The organism is Mycobacterium sp. OAS707 (assembly GCF_014873705.1).
Taxonomy (GTDB): Bacteria; Actinomycetota; Actinomycetes; order Mycobacteriales; family Mycobacteriaceae; genus Mycobacterium.
The window spans coordinates 353,381-370,835 of the sequence record NZ_JADBDS010000005.1 but is presented as its reverse complement, the minus strand read 5'-3'; the positions used below and the strand labels follow the sequence as shown (position 1 = coordinate 370,835).

18 protein-coding genes and 1 pseudogene are annotated in these 17,455 nt (G+C 63.8%); 10 read left to right on the top strand and 9 right to left on the bottom strand.

Going from position 1 to position 17,455, the window contains the following annotated elements:
- Position 1 precedes the first annotated feature (1 nt).
- Together GGC64_RS30305 and GGC64_RS30300 are read left to right on the top strand one after the other, a co-directional pair.
- The gene (locus tag GGC64_RS30305) at positions 2 to 799 is read left to right on the top strand and encodes an SDR family oxidoreductase (protein ID WP_192726276.1); all 798 of its coding nucleotides are present in this window, start codon (positions 2 to 4) and stop codon (positions 797 to 799) included.
- Positions 800 to 1,640: 841 nt separating this feature from the next.
- Positions 1,641 to 2,585: a TIGR03619 family F420-dependent LLM class oxidoreductase gene (locus GGC64_RS30300; protein WP_192726275.1), complete on the top strand. Its 945-nt coding sequence runs from the start codon at positions 1,641 to 1,643 to the stop codon at positions 2,583 to 2,585.
- On the opposite strand, the pseudogene GGC64_RS30295 reads toward GGC64_RS30300, so the two are convergent.
- The 3 genes and pseudogenes from GGC64_RS30295 to GGC64_RS30285 form a co-directional block, all read right to left on the bottom strand.
- Positions 2,572 to 3,766, bottom strand: a pseudogene (locus GGC64_RS30295) (thiolase family protein). The gene GGC64_RS30300 and the pseudogene GGC64_RS30295 overlap by 14 nt on opposite strands.
- The gene (locus GGC64_RS30290; protein ID WP_192726481.1) at positions 3,763 to 4,194 is read right to left on the bottom strand and encodes an OB-fold domain-containing protein; all 432 of its coding nucleotides are present in this window, start codon (positions 4,192 to 4,194) and stop codon (positions 3,763 to 3,765) included. The pseudogene GGC64_RS30295 and the gene GGC64_RS30290 overlap by 4 nt, the downstream one beginning before the upstream one ends.
- 55 nt (positions 4,195 to 4,249) lie before the next feature.
- Positions 4,250 to 5,002 carry an SDR family NAD(P)-dependent oxidoreductase gene (locus GGC64_RS30285; RefSeq protein WP_192726274.1) on the bottom strand — a complete coding sequence of 251 codons (753 nt, stop codon included), beginning with the start codon at positions 5,000 to 5,002 and terminating at the stop codon, positions 4,250 to 4,252.
- Between the two features lie 245 nt (positions 5,003 to 5,247).
- Between GGC64_RS30285 and GGC64_RS30280 the strand changes: the two genes are divergently transcribed.
- Positions 5,248 to 5,883 carry a TetR/AcrR family transcriptional regulator gene (locus tag GGC64_RS30280; protein ID WP_192726273.1) on the top strand — a complete coding sequence of 212 codons (636 nt, stop codon included), beginning with the start codon at positions 5,248 to 5,250 and terminating at the stop codon, positions 5,881 to 5,883.
- A 60-nt stretch (positions 5,884 to 5,943) separates the two neighbouring features.
- Here the strand turns inward: GGC64_RS30280 and GGC64_RS30275 are convergent, their stop codons facing one another.
- Entirely contained in the window at positions 5,944 to 6,366 is a 423-nt protein-coding gene (locus tag GGC64_RS30275; RefSeq protein WP_192726272.1) for a nuclear transport factor 2 family protein, read from the bottom strand.
- A gap of 125 nt (positions 6,367 to 6,491) precedes the next feature.
- Here GGC64_RS30275 and GGC64_RS30270 point away from each other — a divergent pair, with 125 nt between their 5' ends.
- The 6 genes from GGC64_RS30270 to GGC64_RS30245 all read left to right on the top strand — a co-directional run bounded on the left by GGC64_RS30270 (position 6,492) and on the right by GGC64_RS30245 (position 11,495).
- On the top strand, positions 6,492 to 7,001 hold the full coding sequence (locus tag GGC64_RS30270; RefSeq protein ID WP_192726271.1) for a carboxymuconolactone decarboxylase family protein: 510 nt from the start codon (positions 6,492 to 6,494) through the stop codon (positions 6,999 to 7,001).
- Between the two features lie 53 nt (positions 7,002 to 7,054).
- Positions 7,055 to 7,564 (top strand): nuclear transport factor 2 family protein, encoded by a 510-nt coding sequence (locus tag GGC64_RS30265; RefSeq protein ID WP_192726270.1) that lies wholly within the window; start codon positions 7,055 to 7,057, stop codon positions 7,562 to 7,564.
- A complete protein-coding gene (locus GGC64_RS30260; protein WP_192726269.1) occupies positions 7,561 to 8,442 on the top strand; it encodes an LLM class F420-dependent oxidoreductase in 882 nt (293 codons plus the stop codon). Before GGC64_RS30265 ends, GGC64_RS30260 begins: the two co-directional genes overlap by 4 nt.
- An 85-nt stretch (positions 8,443 to 8,527) precedes the next feature.
- Positions 8,528 to 8,737, top strand: a complete 210-nt coding sequence (locus tag GGC64_RS30255) for a ferredoxin (RefSeq protein ID WP_192726268.1) — start codon at positions 8,528 to 8,530, stop codon at positions 8,735 to 8,737.
- Complete coding sequence (locus tag GGC64_RS35395; protein ID WP_192726267.1) at positions 8,737 to 9,960, top strand: cytochrome P450; 1,224 nt, start codon at positions 8,737 to 8,739, stop codon at positions 9,958 to 9,960. Before GGC64_RS30255 ends, GGC64_RS35395 begins: the two co-directional genes overlap by 1 nt.
- A gap of 533 nt (positions 9,961 to 10,493) precedes the next feature.
- A complete protein-coding gene (locus GGC64_RS30245; protein ID WP_225952645.1) occupies positions 10,494 to 11,495 on the top strand; it encodes an LLM class flavin-dependent oxidoreductase in 1,002 nt (333 codons plus the stop codon).
- A 590-nt stretch (positions 11,496 to 12,085) separates the two neighbouring features.
- Here GGC64_RS30245 and GGC64_RS30235 read toward each other — a convergent pair.
- From GGC64_RS30235 to GGC64_RS30215, 5 genes are all read right to left on the bottom strand, one after another.
- Positions 12,086 to 12,559 (bottom strand): hypothetical protein, encoded by a 474-nt coding sequence (locus GGC64_RS30235; protein WP_192726266.1) that lies wholly within the window; start codon positions 12,557 to 12,559, stop codon positions 12,086 to 12,088.
- 27 nt (positions 12,560 to 12,586) lie between these two features.
- Complete coding sequence (locus GGC64_RS30230) at positions 12,587 to 13,462, bottom strand: oxidoreductase (protein WP_192726265.1); 876 nt, start codon at positions 13,460 to 13,462, stop codon at positions 12,587 to 12,589.
- Positions 13,463 to 13,475: 13 nt separating this feature from the next.
- Entirely contained in the window at positions 13,476 to 13,898 is a 423-nt protein-coding gene (locus GGC64_RS30225; RefSeq protein WP_192726264.1) for a Zn-ribbon domain-containing OB-fold protein, read from the bottom strand.
- A 90-nt stretch (positions 13,899 to 13,988) separates the two neighbouring features.
- On the bottom strand, positions 13,989 to 14,789 hold the full coding sequence (locus GGC64_RS30220) for an enoyl-CoA hydratase/isomerase family protein (RefSeq protein ID WP_192726263.1): 801 nt from the start codon (positions 14,787 to 14,789) through the stop codon (positions 13,989 to 13,991).
- A complete protein-coding gene (locus GGC64_RS30215; RefSeq protein WP_370582417.1) occupies positions 14,786 to 16,351 on the bottom strand; it encodes a class I adenylate-forming enzyme family protein in 1,566 nt (521 codons plus the stop codon). The genes GGC64_RS30220 and GGC64_RS30215 overlap by 4 nt, the downstream gene beginning before the upstream one ends.
- Positions 16,352 to 16,615: 264 nt before the next feature.
- On the opposite strand from GGC64_RS30215, the gene GGC64_RS30210 reads away from it, so the two are divergent.
- The gene (locus GGC64_RS30210) at positions 16,616 to 17,419 is read left to right on the top strand and encodes an enoyl-CoA hydratase-related protein (RefSeq protein WP_192726262.1); all 804 of its coding nucleotides are present in this window, start codon (positions 16,616 to 16,618) and stop codon (positions 17,417 to 17,419) included.
- Positions 17,420 to 17,455 lie beyond the last annotated feature (36 nt).

Sequence of the window (17,455 nt, the reverse complement as noted above, 5' to 3'; positions counted from 1 at the left end):
CATGGATCTGCGGATTAGCGGAAAGACCGCATTGGTCGTCGGCGGTAGCCGAGGCATGGGCCTGGAGGTCGCGAAGATGCTGGCCATCGAGGGCGCCAAGGTCGCGGTCGTCGCGCGCACTCAAGAGCCCATCGACAGGGCGGTCAGCGCCATCGCCGACTCCGGCGGGACAGCCATCGGGGTTGCGGCAGACATGAGCACCGAAGCCGGCATCGCCGCGGCGATCACGGCCATCGGTGAGCAGTTCGGCCCTCCATTGATTGCGGTTACACAGGCCGACTCCCACGTCCGCGGAACCTTCGAAGAGGTCACCCGCGCCGAGGATTACGTTGACGCCTACCGCACCTTCACATTGAGCCAGGTGTTCCTCCTGCGCGCAGTACTGCCCGCGATGAAGGACGCCGCGTGGGGCCGCTTCGTGCACATCGGGTCGGGTACGGCCAAGGAACCACAGTCGACGCCACCGCACACCGTGGCCAATGCCACGCGGCCGTCGACAATCGGGCTCCTCAAGAGCGTGGCCGACGAATACGCCCGGTTCGGCATCACGATCAATACGGTGGCGCCCGGCTGGATCGCTACCGACACCACCGAGTGGTACCTGAAAAAGCACGAGGGCCTGAGTACCGACGAGCAACGTCGCGCCTTTTTGATCGAGCGCGCCGGAGTTCCATCCGGCCGCCTCGGCAAGCCTGACGAAATCGCCTCGACGATCGCATACCTGTGCTCGGAGTCGGCCGGCTACATCACCGGGCACTACATCACCGTTGACGGCGGACTGCACCGCGCCGCCTTCTGAGGATCGCGGCGTCTGTCTCGTGCCCGGCGCTTAGCGAAGCGGGCAGCCATTGCCTCGGTCTCAGATCCCAACTCATCAACCACCCGATTCACCAGCCCCATGGACGATGCTTCATGCGCCGACAGTGTGCGGCGTATACAGGTACTCGGCCGTCCGCTGGTAATTCATGAAAAACCAAGGCTCCATCATGGTTTCATCGCGATCTCCGGCGGCAGCTCCCAAATGTTCCGCCTCCGATCGCATACCCGTGAACTTGCGTGATCGTCGGCTTCGGGAACTCCCCGAAGCGCAGCGCGGGCCACGGGAATAGTCCTTTCCCCCGAGGTAGCTGCTGCCCAAATACGCTGGGAATCAACCAGTTCGGGGTCGACCGCCATGACATGGCCAGCGCAGACGCGTTGCCGGCACCCTTGACAATAACCACCTGACGTCATAGACGCGGCGCCTCGTCGAGACAGGTCAACTTGCGTCACCATCTCCCCCAACCCGCGAACGCGCATCATTGCGGCCTCATTCGCCTCTGACAGAGTGTCGTTCGCGACCTACCGAGCCCGGGTCACGCTCGCGTTTTCACGCTCGAATTTCATCGGCAACCCATGCCTTCCCCTCTTCACCGCTGATCGCAACGAAGTCAAGTCAATACTTGACAAAACCGTCAACTAATTGGGAGGCTGGGTCACGCAGCCGCCTGCAGTACAGGGTCTACCCGCCGGTGACGGGTGTGGCCCCGCATCCACCGGTTCGGCAATAGCTGTCAGGGAAAGCTGTCGCGGCCTGCGGCCAGTGCGGCCCGACGTGTCGCGCAAATGCGGCCGGCACACCGAGCGGAAGGGGTCGCTAGTTGAAGTTCACGTTGGAGTATCCCAGCGACATGCCGACCGCGGGCCCAGAGTTCCTGCAGCCCGCCGTGCTGAGCGACATCGTGCGGTGCGCTGAGGACGCCGGATTCGCCGCGGTGGCCCTCAGTGAGCACCCGGCGCCATCGCTGAAATGGCGGCAGGGCGGAGGCCACGACACGCTTGACCTCATCGCAGCGCTGGCTTTCATTGCCGGCGTGACTTCAGACATCAAACTGATGTCCAACCTCTACATCCTGACCTATCGGAATCCCTATCTCGCCGCGAAGGCGCTGGCCAGCCTGGACATCTTATCCAGTGGACGCGTCATCGCCGGTGTCGGACCGGGTTATCTGAGGTCGGAGTTTTCCGCGGTGGGCGCCGATTTCGCCAAGCGGGCGCCGTTGTTCGACGAGGCCCTGACCTTGGTCCGCAAGATCTGGACCCGTCCCGACGAACCCGTGGGCGGCGACGGGTTCGTCGCGCACGGAACAATGTGGTTGCACCTTCCCGTGCAGCAGCCGCATCCCCCGATTTGGATCGGCGGCAACAGCTCGGCGGCGCGTAGGCGTGTCGTGGAACACGGCCAAGGCTGGTCACCGCTGATCGCTCCGCGTGCCGTTGCGTCGTCTCTGCGCACTCCGGCGATCGAGGACGCGCGTCAATTCGGTGTCGCAGTCAACGAGCTGAAGGAGCGATTGCAGGCCGCAGGACGCGATCCGGCTACAGTCGCGATCCAGGTGGAGTTCCACCTGGTGGACTTCGACGATCCATCAGCCGTGCGGCGCGCCGAGGAGGACCTCGCGGAGATGGCCGAGTACGGAGCGACCTGGGCTATCGCCCATGTGGACGCGACCACTCCCGAAGCGTCGATGGATTACATTGCGGCCCTTGGCGAGACATTCATCCAACCCGCAGCAGTGACGGTGCCCGCAACTATCGATTGCTGAGTAACACGGCTCCGGCTACCGGGCCCCCTCCTGCGCCGACCGCCGCGACCTCGGGGCCATCGGATACTTGGCGCTCGCCCGCATCACCCCATAACTGAAGGCATGCCTCGTGCAGGAATCCCATGCCGTGCAGGCGCCCGCCCGACAGTTGACCGCCGTTGGTGTTGAGGGGCAGTGCACCGTCGAGGGCAATGCCGGCACCACCATCGATGAAGGGGCCGACCTGACCGTGCTCGCAAAAGCCCAGTGCCTCAAGCCACATGACGGTTAGGAAGGAGAATCCGTCGTATAGTTGCGCCACGTCGACGTCCGCGGGTGTCAGTATGGTGTTGTCCCACAACGCAGCGCCTACGTCGTGCGCCGCCATGGTGGTTAAGTCGGCGCGCTGATCCCACGTCGCTCGCTCATACATCGCCGACCCGACCGACTCCACGGTCAGCGGGTGGCGCCGCAGACCGGCGGAACAGTCGCGTCGGGAGACGATAACCGCCGTGGCACCGTCGCACGGCACGTCGCAGTCGAAGAGGCAGAGCGGCCAGGAAATGATGCGGGACTGCAGGTAGTCCTCCATCGACATGGGATCGGTGTAGATGGCGTCCGGGTTACGAGCCGCGTTCGCGCGCGCGTTGAGCGCGATCCAGCCGAGTTGCTCACGGGTCAGACCGAACTGCGCCATATACCGCTGCGTGGGCATCGCCACCCAGTTCGCTGCTGACAGCGCCCCCGAATGGCGCCTGATACTCCAGCCACTCATTGACCCTGTTTCCGCCACCGAAAAGCACTGAGGCACGGCCCTTTCCGGCTTGGGCCGTCGACTCCCACACCGAGCGGAACACCACCACGTGATTGGCCAAACCCAGCGTGACTGCCATGCACGCCTCGATGACGGGCCCGAGCTGACCGCCGGTTTCCATGCTGGATACGAACCATCGGGTGCGCAGCCCCAAAGCGTTTCTCAGTTCGTGGGTGGAGGCGCCGGAGAATCCCGGGTCGGGAGTGCCCGGACCGGGATAGCTCGCTACGCCGTCGATGTCGTCGGGCGTCAGCCCGGCATCTTCGATGGCGTCGAGCACCGCGTCCACCGTCAGGCTCAGTCCACTAACCCCGAGCCGACGCCCCACTTTGGACTTGCCAACTCCGGTGAGAACAGCCGCGCCGCCAAAGGTTCCCCGCGCCGTCATCGACTTGCTTCTGCTCGACGAAACAGCGGAATCCACACGTCATCCCAGTTTTCGAAGAAGACCGTAACGGGCAGCCCCACTTCGACATCTGTCGCAGCGATGTCCACGACGTTGCTCGTCAGACGCACGTCTGGCTCGTCGTCGAGTTCGATGATCGCCACGACGTAGGGCGGGGGCAACCCGGGAATCCAAAGCTGTTGGTTGATGGTGAACGCAGCGACCTTTCCCCGCCCGGTGACCGGCTGCGGTGCGACGTCGCGACTTCGGCACCGCCAGCAGGCCGGGGCAGGCGGGTGGAAGTAGCGCCGGCAACTGGCGCATTGGTATATCAGCAGTTGCCCATCATGCCCGCCAGTCCAGAATGGCTGGGAAACAGTGGTCGGACTGGGCAATAGCCGCTGCTCGGGACGTTGATAATCGGTCACGATGTCCGCCTTACGGTTACTCCACGGTCGGTTGCGAGAGGATCCTTGCGTCGCAGCCTCAACTGCTGGACTGCAAATAGGCGCCGTCGATCGGAACGACGGTACCGGTGATGAAGCCGGCCTGATCGGAGAGCAAGAAGGCAACGATGGCGGCGACCTCTTCAGGAGTGCCTACGCGCCCCATCGGAATCATCTGCGCCCATCGGTTTTTCAGCTCCTCCGGGTAGCTGGCGAACTGTGGGGTGGAAATGATCGCGGGCGCCACTGCGTTGATCCTGACTCCGGTCCGGGCGTAGTCGAGCGCGGCGTTTCGGGTTAGACCGACGACCGCGTGTTTGGTGGCCACGTAGGCGTGCAGACCTGTCGCGGCCTTGAGGCCGGCCCCGGATGCGGTATTGACGATCGCGCCGCCGCCATGGTCCACCATGTGAGCAATCTCGGCGCGCAGGCAGAAGAACGTTCCGCGTAGACCGATCCCGGTGACGGTGTCGAACGTAGCCGTATCGAGTTCATGAAGCGGCCCGGGCATGTGCCCGATCGCGGCGTTGTTGTGTGCGACATGTAGTCCGCCATACGTATTCACAGCGAAGTCCACGAGATTGTTGACGTCGTCTTCGCGGGAGACGTCGGTAGGTATGAAGGCGGCGTGCCCGCCCTCCTCGGCGATCTCGTTGACTACACGTTTACCGCCGCTCTCGTCGATGTCGGCGATCACGACGCTGGCTCCGTCAGCCGCCAGTCTCTTGGCGGTGGCTTCACCGATACCCGATGCCCCTCCGGTGACGATGGCGACTTTGCCCCCGAATGACATTGCGCGGTCCTTGTCTACGAGTGTGGCCGTCCTCGCCGTGACCGCCTGTCAAGCCGACACCGGCGCCGGTTCTTCGTGCGGATTGCGAAATGCTGAACCACGAAGGCCCCCTTCGCATCGTGAATGCCTCAATGGCCATGCCCGGGATGCCTGCTGGGCGCGACGCTACTCCATAGTTGACAGAAATGTCAACTATGGCGCAGCAACCCTACTCTTGTCGAGGCAACGCCACGTATGGTGGACCGATGCCGGCTTCCGACTCAGCGACAAATGGGGGCGTCGCCGACGACGACCTCGAGTACGGACGTCAGCCCGGTTGGCGGGCTGAGCGGACACGTCAGGCGATCTTGGCCGCGGCCCAACAGCTGTTCCTCGACCGCGGATACGGCGGCACCCGCATCAACGACATCACCGAGGCGTGCGGAGTTTCGCGCGCAAGCTTTTACACATACTTCCGCGACAAACGAGATGTCTTTAACGGCCTCGGCCAGGACACGTACCACGATCTGCTCGACGTCGTCGGCGAATGGGCCGACATACCCTCTCCGTGCAATCGCTCCGACGTGGTGCGCTGGGTCCAGTCATACTTCAGTTTCATGGACCGGCATGGCGCTTTGACCGTCTCTGCCCAGTCAGGCCCCGCTGACGAGGCCGTCCGGCTCGCGAGTAACAAGATGCAGCTGCGGGTCGCCCGTCTCCTGGGAGCCGTGCTGGCCAGCCGCAAGAAAACTTCTACTGGCAATCCGGCCGCCCTGGGCCTGGCCGCCACGGCCATGCTGGACCGCAGCTGGTATCACTGCCACCACCGGCAGCTGGCAATCGGCGATGAAGAAATAGTGGGCGCGATCGCCGACTACATCATGGCCATCCTGGAACGCTGAACTGCCGCGCACCCATGTGCGACAGGTGCCCGACGTCGATCGCGCTACAGACCGAAAGGCTCACCCGAACAGTCCAGCCGCCGCCATGGCCGGCTTCAATGTCTGCGCAGAGTGAAGCGTATCGACGTACTCGCGAATCTCGACAACAAGATTGCGCGCAAGGTCGACGTGGGTGATGAATGTGCATGCGTTGTGGAACTTCACGCCGCCAGACAGCTCAGCGCGGCCGTCGGCGACCAGTGCGACGCGGTCGGCTTCGACGATCGCGTCGATGAGGGTGAATGACGGGTTGATCAGTCCGAAAACCGCGCTGAGCACTGGCTTGATCTCAGCGATGGAGGTTGTTTCGCGGCTCGAGTTGCTCCACCATGTACCGGCGTCATCGAACATGGCCAGGCCCGCTTCCAAACGGCCTGCTGTGATCAACTTCCAAGGCGCAAACGCTAGTGCTACCACCGCGTCTCGCATGTTGTCCTGCGCCATGTCACTCCTTCGTACACCGCCACAGCCCGGATCGGACTGACAGCATCTTGGAACATAGTTGACGAAAATGTCAACTATGTGCCAGGCTGCGGGGGTAGAGCACATCGACATCCGAAGGGTCAATGATGCCGCGATTGCCCGAGATTCCGCTCGGAGACATTCCCGCCGTGGGACGAGCCCACATCGAAAAGGCCATCGCGGCGGGAATGGTCACCACGACGCGGCCCCTGCAGGTCGTTGCCCACAGCCCGGTAGCGCTGCAGGGCACTTTGGACTCCTACGCGGTCTTTTTCCAGCGCGGGGCATTAGGCTCCCGGCTGCTCGAGTTGTTGCGTCTACGCAGCGCGCAGCTCAATGACTGTGCACCGTGCGGCCAGTCACTCAAGGACGACAACGTCACCGCGGACGATGTGGCGTGCCTCGTGGCCCCTACCGAGACGCAGTACACCAAACGAGAAATCGCGGCGCTGCACTTCCTCGACCAGTTCGCCACCGACCACCACGCCATCGACGACGCGACCTTTGATGAGCTGCGGCAACACTTCACCAACGAACAGATCGTCGAACTAGGGTACGTGAGCTGGCAATACGTCGGCGGTCACCGTTTCATGCACGTCCTCAACGTCACCCGATAGCAGCATGCAGATGGCCGGATAGCCGAGCGCTTTTCGATGAAGGACAGAACACAATGAAGGGAAACCCCGACCAGGATGATGAGCGGGCAATCCGCCGCGTATTGCTACGGTACTGCCGCGGCGTCGACCGCGTCGATCTGGAGCTCATCCGCGACTGCTACTGGCCTGACGCCGTCGATCATCACGGACCTTTCGCCGGAACGCGCGATGAGTACGTCGCCTATCTGACTACGCTGCTGCCGAGGCACACCATGACGATGCACCACGTCGGCAACATACTCATCGACTTCGACGCGACAAGCGAAAACACCGCTTACGCAGAGACTTACGCCGTCGGTTACCACTCAGGCGAACCACCAGGCGACATCCGCTGGAATTACATTGCCGGCTTTCGCTACGTGGATCGCTTTGAACGCCGCGAGGGTCGTTGGCGTATAGCCAAGCGCATCACCGCCATTGAATGGGTCACCCCTTGGGAGGCCGACCGACAACGACTCACCGCGCTCGGAGCGCCGTTGCCACGGCGCGACGCCACCGACCCGGCTTACCAGGGCAGCCAATGAAATGGGGAATTGTATTCTCCAGCACCGGCTTTCCCGATCCTGAGGCGGCGGTCGCACTTGCAGTGGCCGCCGAGGAGGCCGGTTTCGAATCGCTGTGGGCACCCGAGCACGTCGTAATGTCGAGAGCCCCGGACGCCACACCGTATCGCGCGTCACCGGACGGCACCATGGGTCGATTGAGTCGACGCGGCGGCATCCCCGATCCACTGATCTGGTTCGCCTTCGTGGCATCAGCAACCAGCCGAATCCGGTTCGGCACCAGCGTCTTGATCCTGCCCGAACATCAACCCGTCGTCATGGCGAAGTCGGCGGCCACCCTCGACCATCTCTGCGGCGGCCGGCTGATGCTCGGCGTCGGGGTAGGTGAACTGCCGGAGGAATACGCCGCTGTCGGAATGAATTTCGGTGATCGTGGTCGCCGCATGGATGAGTACATCGATGCGATGCGAGTGCTGTGGCGTGACGACATCGCGACATTCGCCGGCGCCCATGTCGCCTTCGACCGCGTCGAGTGCCGACCGTGGCCCGTACGCCGAAGGATCCCTCTCCTGATAGGAGGTTCGTCACGAGCGGCCATCCGCCGAGCTGGTCAACGCGGTGACGGCTATTTCCCCTTCGTCTTCCCTGACCAAGATCCCGAAGTCGAGCTTCCGCGCCTGCTGGGAATGGTTCGCGCTGAAGCCGCGGCGACTGGCCGTGACCCAGACGCGATCGAATTCACCGGCGGTGGGGCGCGGACCGTCGAAGAGGCGAAGCGCTACGCCGACTTTGGGATTCACCGCCTTACGGTGGCCGTCCGGGCGTCGACCATCCCCGAGATGCGCGAAGAGGTGGCTCGCCTCGGTGACGAGCTGGTCGGCAGAACCGGTCACTTGTGATCAGCGACTTGATGTTCTGTGGGGTCGGCGTCGTTCCCTGCCAGATCCGCTGCCGAGCACCCCGCAGCCGAATGAGGAGGGTCACATGCAAGTACGGGTAGACCCGGATCGATGCAGGGGCCACGCTCGGTGCCTCACGATCGCCCCGGAAGCGTTCGAATTTGTCGACACCGAGGACCGAGCCGTCGCAGTGCCTGGCGCCGCTGGACTCGTTGGCCACACCGCCCTCGAAGAGGCCGTCGCCGAGTGTCCAGAGCAAGCCATCACACTTCACGAACACGCGGGAGGTAACTAGTGAGCGCTCCTGACGAAGCCGCCGCCCACATCTTTGACGCCCTCGACCACCACGGCGACTATTTCCGGGAACACTGCTGGGAAATCTATGAATCGTTGCGGAAACGATGCCCGGTCACCCACTCCACCGCCTGGGATGGATTTTGGATATTCGTCGACTACGACGACGTCTATGAGGCCGAGCAGAACACAGAGCTGTTCAGCTCCCTCAAGGACAAGCAGGTTCCCAAAACCGAAGCGCCCGACCCGTTTCCGCCCATCGACACCGATCCGCCCCAACTACAGCAGTACCGCAAGATCACGCTGCCCTTCTTCTCGCCGTCGGCCGCAAAGAATCTCGAACCCACCTTTCGGCTGATGGCCACCGAGTTGATCGACGACTTCATCGAGTCCGGCGAGGCAGACATCATCCAGCAGCTCACCACGCCCCTTCCCGCCCGCTGGATCCTTCGCTCGCTCGGGTTCGACGACAGCCGCTGGCCGGACTGGGTCGAGTGGATGCACTCGGTGGTGCACGACCGGGCGTCACACCCCGAGAAGGCCATGGAAGCGGTGCTCAATATCTACGGCGGAATCACGACCGAGATGGCGAGGCGCCGCGACGGCGGTTTCGGCGACGACTTGCTCAGCATGATCATGCAAGGCTGCGTCGACGGCCAACCGATGCGCGACGAATTGATCATCGGCTATGCGTTTCTCATGCTGCTGGGGGGCATGGACACCACCAGCGGGCTGACCGGCAACGCTCTGATCGCGCTGCACGACCATCGCGACCTGCGCGCACAGTTGATCGATGACCCCTCGCTGATGCCCAAGGCCACCGAGGAGTTCCTCCGCCACGACACCCCCGTTCACGCGCTGACACGACTTGTAACCCGGGACTGCGTCATCAAGGGCCAGCAGTTGCATGCCGGCGACCGCGTCTTGCTCGCCTATGCGTCGGCCAACCGCGACCCCAAGGTGTTCAACAATCCCGACCACATCGACTTCTCACGAACACCTAACCGGCACTTGGCATTCGGAGCCGGGCCACATCGCTGCCTGGGTTCCAACCACGCTCGGGTGATGTTCTCGGTGATGGTCTCCGAAGTGCTCAGCCGTCTGCCCGACTACTCCATCAGCGGAGAAATTGAGCGCTACCGCGACGCTGGCGACGTCTATGCGCCACGCCATCTACGCATCAGCTTCACTCCTGGCCGTCGCACCACCACAACCACCACCTAGGCGAAAATACAATGGATTACGGAATCAAGGGCCGCGTGGCCATGGTAGTCGGCGGCAGCAAAGGCATGGACCTTGAGGTTGCGAAAATGCTTGCGGCCGAAAGTTGCCCGGTTGCAGTGGTAGCCCGCACGCGGGCCGACGTCCAGAGCGCGGTGGACCATATTCGCCACAGCGGAGGAAGCGTTCGACGCGGCCGTCGCGACACCCTCAGTCGCCCGCCGCTGGATCGTGTGGTCTCCACGAGATGGCACTTCGGCGATTGTTGGACCCAAACGCCATCGCGAGCGGGCAAGAGTCGTCACCGCTGGGCTCGAAGTGGCGCGGCGCAGCCGGAACGCACTGCGGCGGTTGCGATCACGATGACGACGGCTCGCTTGGTGGTGCTCGCTTCCCCGTCCAGATCGCGGCTGCCCGCTCCGCGGAGCCAGTTGGCGAATTGCATCCATAGCTCTAACTTTTACGGTGTAAACTCAGTCAACAATCAATGGCTGCCCGCGACGAGAGGCGACCGTGCCCAGACGTAGTGAGACCGCATGACACCACTGACGGACCGTCACCCGATCGACGTCGGCCTCCACTTCGACCTGCGCAATCCAGCGCGGTGGGCGCAAAACCCGTCGAGGTTGTACGGATTCACCCTCGAGATGTGCGAAGAGGCCGAACGCCTCGGCGCATCATCCGCGTGGTTCTCCGAGCATCACCTGTTCGAGGACGGTTATCTCACCAGTACCCTTACCATGGCCGCTGCGGCCGCGGCACGCACGCGCCGGATCCGGCTCGGCACCGCGATCCTGATCGCCCCACTTCACCATCCAGCCGAAATCGCCGAGCAGAGCGTCGTGGTGGACATCCTCTCCGACGGACGGCTGGACCTCGGCCTTGGCACCGGCTACCGGGTCCCCGAATTCGAACTCTTCGACGCCTCACCCATAGCGCGGTACAAGCAGACAGACGACACGGTGCGTCGATTGCGTGAGCTGTGGGGCCCGGACGGAGTGCGGCCCCGCCCGGTGCAGGACCCCGTCCCAGTGTGGTTGGGCTACCAGGGGCCGCAGGGCGCGCGGCGGGCGGGTTTGTTGGGAGCACCCCTGCTTTCGGCACATGGTGGACAGTGGGAGCCGTATGCCGCGGGATTGGCGGAAGCCGGGCACCCCCCGTCGGCCGGCGTCATGGCAGGCGGAATCCAGGCCTGGGCATCCGACGATCCCGAACGGGACTGGCCCATGGTCAGCGAACACCTTGCGCACCAACTCGATTCATACCGGCGACACATGGTGGAGGGCACCGACGCACGGCCGCCCAAACCCGTCGACGTGGAGCGGCTGGTGAAGTCTGGGCGCGAGGGGCCGCTTGGCTCGTTCATGTACGGGACACCGGAGGTGGTGGCCGACCAGATCCGTGACTACACCGCAGGGGCCCCGGTGCAGACCGTGTTCCTATGGGCCTCGATCGGGGGCATGGCCGAAGCGGACGTGGCTCGCAACGTGCAGACCATCTGCACGCGCCTGGCGCCCTTGCTCGCCGACACCGAGTGAATACAGTCAGATCATTAGGGTCGGTGTCGACTGCTTGGGAGCGACGATCACTGCGGCGTTGCTCCGTTCCGGCCACGCGCCGCTCTCGATGCGCAGGCTTGCCAGTGAGTTCGGGGTGTCGGCAACCCCACTGTTTCGGTATCACTACGAGAAATGACGAGTTGGTCATGAGCGAAACAACCGCCGCGGCGAGGGACGGTGTCGGCTCGGCCTCGGCGTTGGCGGCAATTGCGCAAGGAGGCGCCGAATTACGCAGAGCCAGCGAGATATTGACGCCGCACCGGAGCCAGTCTCCGGCAAGGGATCGTCGCCGCCTACACCGTCAATCGCCAGCCATGGATCCCCGGGCTCGACCCTCCGTAGATCGTGGCGATGGTGCGGCGCGCCGATGAGCCAGATGTCAGGCTCATCACGAATGTCGTCGATGTGTCGATTGACGACATCCGCGTCGGCCTGCCGGTCGAGGTGTTCTTCGAAGACTGACAGCGATGTCCGGCGAAGCGCCGAAATGATCTGCGCCGAAACGGTATTCCGGCAGGTGCTCGCTCGAACTATTTCTGTGACGTTGCAGTCTCGACGGCCTCTGCTTGTTACAGGGCCGATGACTGTCCCAGGGCAAAGCGGACGAGCGTCGTCTTTGCGGCGGCGGCGAGCAACTCTTGTCGGTTCGGGTGGCGATCTCCCGGCAATCCGAGCATCAGCCCTTTCGCGGCTTTTGGCCCGTTGCGTTGGGCGAACTCACCAAGGATGTCGGCTTTCTGGTCGTCTTGCCTTATGACGGTTGGTTTGGCATGCAACCAGCGGCGCTTAATGAGCACTTGGATGTCGTTGGCGTGGTTGATCGTCTTGGGCCAGTCAGCCGAACTCAACATGAGCACATCTCCGTCGTCCCAGGGGAAATAGCCAACGGCGAAGACATATTTGCGGCCGGTCTTGCCACCGACGTAGCTCAACAGCATCAGACGTCTGCTCAGTAGGGCGTGCAGCGGCGACTTCAACAGCGGCCGCATAACCGTGTTGGCTCGTGCGAAGAACTTTACGAGGCGTTGCGGGTCGTCAGGCATCAGTGTGGTACCCGATCTCTCGTGTAGTCAGGCCGCGGCGTTGAGTTGCTGAAGCGTCTCGTCATCCAGTTCGATGTCGGCGACAGCGGAGTTCTCCTCGAGGTGTGCCACCGACGAGGTGCCAGGAATCAGCAAGACGTTCGGCGCGACGGACAGCGTCCATGCGAGCACAATCTGCGCCGGCGTGCGTCCGAGCTTCGACGCTTCGCGCTGTATGGCTGGGTGGCCGAGGACCGGATTGTCCGCAGTGAAGCCTGAGCCGAGCGGGAAGAACGGCACGAAAGCGATGCCGTGTTCCATGCAGGCGTCGAGCACCGGCTGCGATGTGCGGTCGACCAAGTTGTAGGCGTTCTGCACGCAGGCGATCTCGGTGCGGTCGAGCGCGATCTGCAGATGGTCGAGGCTGATGCTGCTCAGCCCGATTCCGGCGATCAGTCCTTCGTCGCGCGCTTTGATCATCGCGGACAGCTGCCGGTCGAAACGGTCACGGTCGACCGGGCCGACTGAAGTCGGATCATCGGTGTCGATGCTGCGCAGATTGACCGCGGCGAGGCGGTCGATATCCAGCGTGCGCAGGTTCTCTTCGATGCCGGCCCGCAACTCGTCGGGCTCCTGCGCGGGCAGCCACCCTCCAGCGTCGTCACGGCGCGCCCCCACCTTGCTGACCAGAGCGAGATCGGCGGCGTAGGGATGAAGCGCCTCGCGGATGAGTTCGTTGGAGACGTTCGGACCGTAATACTGAGAGGTGTCGATGTGGTTGACACCCAACTCAATTGCACGGCGCAACACCGCGATCGCCTGGTCGTGATCGCGCGGCGGCCCGAACACTCCCGGCCCGGGGAGCTGCATGGCGCCGAAGCCGACGCGGCCGACGTGGAATGAGCCGAGCGGGAACGTTTGCATTTGAATGCCGCCTTCACAGAGTCCGGGTCGGAGTGAACACCGTTAGGTGAACGCCGTCCGGTTCGTCAGGATCAAGGGGCCGAAACACGGCGGTGACGGCCATGTCCAGCGCCAGCTCGTCAGCTGTGGCTCCTTCGATCGTCGTCACGAGTCGTGGGCCTTCGGCCAGCTCAACCAACGCCGCGATGTAGGGCAGGCGGTCCCGGAAGGGCGGCAAGTCGTTGGCATGGATGACCGAGTACGTGTGCAGCGTCCCCTGGCCGCTGGCTTCGACGGGCTGGACTTGGTCACTCCAGCAGAACGGACACATCGGCCTGGGGTAATGATGGTTTCTGCCGCAGGCTCCGCAGGCGGCGATCAGCAGTCGTCCCTCGCGCGCGGCCTCCCAGTACGGGGCGCTGGTCGCGTCGATGGTCGGACGGTCAGCGCCAGGCATGTGCACCGCCCCGTTCCGTCGGGCCCTCATCGGACGCGGATTGCCTCATCTTCAGTCCTGCCATGGTGTCCCTTCCTTCTGCCGGGCTCGTTACCGCCCGGTCTGCCGACGCGACTGGCCTCGTTCTCCGAACTGACGTACCAGCGCGCGGTGCTCGTCTGACAGCACCAGGGTCGAATTGGCAAGCCGCTCAAAGTCGCGGGCCGTGCCGCGGTCCATCGATGCCGTCGCATCGATTGCCAGTTTGGCGATGCCGACCGCCTCGTGCGGCAGCCGAGCGAGGTGCTGGACGAATTTGTCGACCTCCTCGTCGAATGAATCTTGGGAGTGAACCGCGTGTACAAGGCCGATCTGCAGCGCCGACGCCGCGTCGACAGTGTGGCCTGCCATGACGAGCCACTTGGCCCAGTGAGGTCCGATGAGCCGGGTCACACGGCTGATGCCGCCTGAGCCCGGTATGACAGCCAAGTTGGGCACTTCGGGTAGGGCGAATGTGGCTGTATCAGAGGCGATTCTGAAGTCGCAGGAGGCGCCGAGTTCGACGCCGACGCCGAAACAGGGCCCGTGTGCCGCGAGAACGATTGGCTTTTCGATTGATTCGAGCTCGTCGAACAACAGATGCAGTCGGCGGTAGGACCGTCGCATCGCACTGCCTGACCCGTCCGCCTCACCAACGCTGGCGGCGAGGCTGCCGATGTCCATCCCGGCCGTGAAGTACCGGCCGGTGCCGCGGATCACCATGATCGACAAGTCGCGCCGATCGCCGAGGTCGGCCGCTGCCCGGCGCAGCTCGTCAATCATGTTGTCGGTAAGTGCATTCAGCTTTGAATCTCGGTTGAACACGACGGTCAGGACGTTGTCCTGTTCAACTCGCTTGATGTCGTCGCTCATGAGAGCTTGCCCGCCGCGTTCCGCCGCCCGCCGCGGGCGCCTGATCGATCAGTGACGACATCGCCGAACCGGCGCCGCAGATCATCCTTGTTGACCTTCATCATCGGGGTGAGTGGAAGTTCATCGACCAGGACGAGTTCGTCGGGGCACTTGTAGTCGGCCAGGTGCTGGCGGACGAAACCGCGCAGATCACTCAGAGTTGGGGGCGCCGCCGGATCGGTCGGAACGACGAAGGCAGCGCCGATTTCGCCGATCACCGTGGCCGGCATGCCGACGACGCTGATCTGGGCCACCGCGGGATGTGTGGCCAGCACGTTCTCGACCTCTAGCGGGTAGACGTTGTAGCCGCCCCGGATGTACATGTCTCGTGAGCGGCCGGCCAGCACGAGGTTCTCGTGTTCGTCGAGCCGACCCACATCGCCTGTACGCAACCATCCCCCATCGAATGCCGACGCGGTCGCGTCCGGATCGTTCCAGTAGCCGCGCATCACGCAAGTTCCGCGGACCTGCACCTCACCAGTACCTCCTGCGGCAACCGGCCGGCCGTCGGCGTCGACGATGCGGACCGACATGCCGCGCTGCGGGCGACCCACGGTGCCGCCTTGCAAATCGATGGGATCATCTGGCTCGGTCCCGGTGATACTGGGCGATTCGGTCATCGCATAACGAACCACCAACGGGCATCCGAGCTTGCGCCGGACGGCGTTGATGAGCGCGGGCGACGCCGCTGCCGTCGCCGCTACACCGATGCGCAGATGCGGCACCTGCGAAGGTGTCAGGCTCGAGCGCTCGAGCAGCTTTTCCCACTGGGTCGGAACGGCACCCGCGACGGTGATCTGCTCCTCGACCAACACCCGCGCCATCGACTCTGCGGTCCACGGCTGCGGTGCGAGTACCAATGTGGTGCCCGTGGCCAATTGCTCCCAGACCTTGGCCATGTAGCCGGCATGGGCGAACGGCGTTGCTACCAGCCGTCGTTGCTCGTGTCCGCCCACCGCGCCGGCGGAGGCGACCGCCGCTGCAAGCCCGGCATGGTCGAACCATGCGCCCTTCGGACGGCCCGTCGTCCCGCTCGTCCAAATGATGACGGCCGGAGCATCTGCGGTTCCCGACCAGTGCGCGGGCGGCTGCGCGCCAGCGCAGGCGTCCGTCAGCTCATTGGGGTAGACCACAGGAAAATCCACGGGCGCTGGCAGGCCAGTTGATGGGTCATAGATCACCAACGCCGGCGCGCATTGCGCAAGGATGCGGTCGACCTCGAGACGGCCGAGGCGGGTATTCAGGCCAGTAACCACGGCGCCCAGCCGCAACGTCGCGACGTAGGCCACCGCGTAGTCGATCCCCGAACCAAGCATCAGCGCGACGACGTCGCCGGGACCGATGCCGTGCGACGACAATTCGGCGGCAAGCTCGTGGGACCTCGAAGCCCATTGCGCGAAAGTCATTCGCGCAACTCCGTCGACATATGCCTCCCGATCCCGGAAGGCCAGCGCTGCTCGATCCATCACACCGCCCAACGTGGGGCACTCGGTCATTGCAGGGTCTGACGCAGGGCCCTTCACTCCGGCGCACCTTCCCTCGGCGGTATGCCCGACTTGCGGCGATAGATCCGCATAGTCAGAAATTCCATCTATCCGTCGTAAATATTCGCCGAATGTTGACCTGACAGCTAGTTTACTGTACCCATCAATAGTACACGTCGTGTCAGAAATTGGCAGACATCGACGGTACGCTGCGCTCAATCTCGGCGCGGACGTGTCAACGCGAGAGGGACCCACCGTGATACGACACAGCCCCTTCAGCACCGCCGTGATTGGTGGCCAGCGGTGAGCGAGGAAGGCGGCGGCGTCATCGTCGTCGATGACGGGGCAATCAAACGGATCGTGCTGAGCCGGCCGGACGCGGCGAACGCTCTGCGCCCGCAGGATCGCGACGCCGTCATCGAGGCGTTAGCGGCAGCAGACAATGACCCCGAGGTTCGTGTCGTGGTGATCTCGGCTTCCGGCAGACACTTTTGCGCCGGTGCGGACGTCAAAGCGCTCGCCCACAAAATCCAGACACAGATGCATGTCGGCGATGCCATGCGCACGATCATGACGGGGGCCCAGCGGCTCATCAGCAGCGTGCTGGACTGCGGCAAACCGGTGATCGCCGTGGTGCAGGGCGCTGCCGCCGGCGTCGGCGCCCACCTAGCGTTCGCGGCCGACCTCGTGGTGGCCAGCGAGAACGCGAGCTTCGCCGAATCGTTCGTCAAACGGGGAATCGTGGTCGACGGCGGAGGCGCCTACCTGCTCAGCCGCCGAATCGGATTGCAGAGGGCCAAGCACATGGCGTTCTTCGGCGATGCGATTTCTGCCGAGCAGGCGCTTGGCCTTGGTCTGGTCAACGAGGTTGTCGCCCTGGAGGACTTGGCTGCATGCGCGGAGAACCTCGCTGAGCGGCTGGCCGCTTCGCCGACCAGCGCCATTGCCCTGACCAAGCGATTGTTCAACTCCGCACTGGACACCGATCGCACGGCAGCCTTTCTCGCGGAGGCGATGGCGCAGGAACTTCAGTCGCACGCCCACGATTCCGGCGAGGGCGTACGCGCGTTCGTCGAACGCCGCCCAACCAATTTTCTCGGCCGATGACACAAGGAGATTCAGTGAGTACCCCTATTCAACCGG

Bases quoted from the DNA above. Each gene is read 5' to 3' on its own strand.
- GGC64_RS30305 (WP_192726276.1), top strand. From the start codon at position 2: ATGGATCTGCGGATTAGCGGAAAGACCGCATTGGTCGTCGGCGGTAGC.
- GGC64_RS30285 (WP_192726274.1), bottom strand. From the start codon at position 5,002: ATGTCATTCGGGGGCAAAGTCGCCATCGTCACCGGAGGGGCATCGGGT.
- GGC64_RS30280 (WP_192726273.1), top strand. From the start codon at position 5,248: ATGCCGGCTTCCGACTCAGCGACAAATGGGGGCGTCGCCGACGACGAC.
- GGC64_RS30275 (WP_192726272.1), bottom strand. From the start codon at position 6,366: ATGGCGCAGGACAACATGCGAGACGCGGTGGTAGCACTAGCGTTTGCG.
- GGC64_RS30270 (WP_192726271.1), top strand. From the start codon at position 6,492: ATGCCGCGATTGCCCGAGATTCCGCTCGGAGACATTCCCGCCGTGGGA.
- GGC64_RS30265 (WP_192726270.1), top strand. From the start codon at position 7,055: ATGAAGGGAAACCCCGACCAGGATGATGAGCGGGCAATCCGCCGCGTA.
- GGC64_RS30260 (WP_192726269.1), top strand. From the start codon at position 7,561: ATGAAATGGGGAATTGTATTCTCCAGCACCGGCTTTCCCGATCCTGAG.
- GGC64_RS30255 (WP_192726268.1), top strand. From the start codon at position 8,528: ATGCAAGTACGGGTAGACCCGGATCGATGCAGGGGCCACGCTCGGTGC.
- GGC64_RS30245 (WP_225952645.1), top strand. From the start codon at position 10,494: ATGACACCACTGACGGACCGTCACCCGATCGACGTCGGCCTCCACTTC.
- GGC64_RS30235 (WP_192726266.1), bottom strand. From the start codon at position 12,559: ATGCCTGACGACCCGCAACGCCTCGTAAAGTTCTTCGCACGAGCCAAC.
- GGC64_RS30230 (WP_192726265.1), bottom strand. From the start codon at position 13,462: ATGCAAACGTTCCCGCTCGGCTCATTCCACGTCGGCCGCGTCGGCTTC.
- GGC64_RS30225 (WP_192726264.1), bottom strand. From the start codon at position 13,898: ATGCCTGGCGCTGACCGTCCGACCATCGACGCGACCAGCGCCCCGTAC.
- GGC64_RS30220 (WP_192726263.1), bottom strand. From the start codon at position 14,789: ATGAGCGACGACATCAAGCGAGTTGAACAGGACAACGTCCTGACCGTC.